The organism is Halorubrum sp. AD140, assembly GCF_034497445.1.
GTDB lineage: Archaea > Halobacteriota > Halobacteria > Halobacteriales > Haloferacaceae > Halorubrum.
The window spans coordinates 1-1981 of sequence record NZ_JAXRUU010000139.1 but is presented as its reverse complement, the minus strand read 5'-3'; the positions used below and the strand labels follow the sequence as shown (position 1 = coordinate 1981).

Annotated in this window: 1 protein-coding gene; it reads left to right on the top strand. The window is 59.2% G+C overall.

Features of this window, described 5'->3' with window-relative positions; all coding sequences use genetic code 11:
• Nucleotides 1-774 precede the first annotated feature (774 nt).
• A complete protein-coding gene (locus U4E84_RS16740; RefSeq protein ID WP_322533239.1) occupies nucleotides 775-1773 on the top strand; it encodes an IS110 family transposase in 999 nt (332 codons plus the stop codon).
• Nucleotides 1774-1981: the final 208 nt, after the last annotated feature.

Below are 1981 nucleotides of genomic sequence, written 5' to 3'. Positions count from 1 at the left end.
GCGAACTTCCGCGCGAGCGACTCCCCGAGTCCCGGACCGACGCCGGCGATGACTGCCGTGCGAGTCATGACTGCGGTACGGACCGGCGCGTGAAAACGGTGAGGCTGGCCGCCGCGGCGGACCTCGCCCGCTCGTGCCTCACAAATTGACATCCTCGTCGGGCTAAAGCGCGAGGATTCCCACGGCACCGCGCCGCTGGGTTGGGATATTGTGGTTTGTAGCTGTCCGACACGGACAGCGACTGGCTGTGCCAATCAGCCGGTACTCCTATCCCGGCGTGGGAGTCGGAGTTCCGTTTGCTGACACCCACACCAACCCCGCAGAAAGGGTGTTTCTGCGTTGGGTGAGTAAATCCCGATACTGTCCGATTAAGCGAGCGGATAGACCGCCTCGGATCTCTGTCCACGCGACGTGTAACCAGTTAAGCTATCCGTGACCCACGCCGATCAGCGTTCGTGCTGGCGGTGTCGGATTCATCCCCGCGCTGATGCGCGAGGCGTTCTCCTTGTCTTTCCGTAACCGATCGGGATTCAACTTTGAAGGCTCTGTTGACTCGATGGAAACGCTGCTACGCCATGAGCGCGTGAACTAAGACATGGGGCGCAAGAGACCGACGGATTTCACGTGCCACAGAGCACGTTCTGTTGACTGGTCCGTGTGCGAAAGAAGTCGAGTCATGGGCGCTACAGCCCGGATGCCGCGCCTCGCGGCATCCGGGAAAGCCCGAATAGGTGAATCTCTACTTCACGCACTGGCGTCCCGGGTGAACGAACCATGTACCTCGGAATCGACGTCCACAAACGGTACGCACAGGTGGCAGTAATGGATGAGGCTGGGACGATCGTCGAAGAGGTTCGCGTCGAGAACGCGAACCTCGACGAGCTCGCCCAGCGCTACGCCGGCGCACAAGCCGTGCTTGAGGCGACCTCCAACTACTACCACATCCACGATACGCTGTCCGAGCACTTGGATGTAACCGTCGCTCATCCGAAAAAGATCAACCAGATCGCAGACACCGACAAGAAAACCGACCGCGTGGACGCGAAAGAACTCGCGCGGATGCTCCGGTTAAATTCGGTGCCTGAAAGCTATGTCCCGACCGAGCAGGTCAGAGAAGCCCGCGCACTCGTGCGCGGGCGACAGACCTTGGTCGAAAACCGTACCAAGTACGCAAACAAGGTTCATGGACTCCTCTCCGATCACGGCATCACTGAAGACGTGAAACCACTGAACGAGGAGGGGCGAGAGTCCCTGCGGGAACTCTCGCTCCCGGTACCGTTCGACACGTTACTTGAGTCGTATCTCGACCTGATCGAGTCGCTCACCGAAGAGATTCGGAAGCTCGATGAGACGATCGAAGAGCGCGCTGGGTCTCTGAAGGAGACCCAGCTGCTGATGACGATTCCCGGTGTGAGTTACTACACCGCACTGACGATCTACGCGGAGTTAGGTGGGATCGACCGGTTTGACGGTGACAAGGAGGTCGTCAGTTACGTCGGATTGAACCCGGTGATCCGCGAGTCAGGCGACTCGCGGATCGAAGGGAGCATCTCGAAACGTGGATCAGGTCGTGTACGATGGCTGCTCGTTCAAGCAGCAAACACCGCAGTTCATACCAGTAACGACGAGTACCTGAGCCGGTTCTACGACCGGTTAGCAAGCCGAAAAAACTCACAGAAAGCGATCGTGGCGGCAGCTCGGAAGATGCTGGTATCGATCTACCACATGCTTGATCGGGGAGAAGCGTATGATCCACCGGGTGTGACCGCGTAGACGAGGGATCTGAGGGCCGCCGATTCGGCGGTCCTCAGTAGCCGACCGAGGCCCTCGATGAGCGCCAGCTATCGCCAGACAGCGACCGCACCGCAGACACGTTCCGACCGCCTCCCGGCTGTGGAAACGGTAAATCCCCGGACGGCGTAATCATTTTATCGCTAGACGTGGTTTGCCCGGGTAGCAGCGTTTCCATAGGTGAAATCCT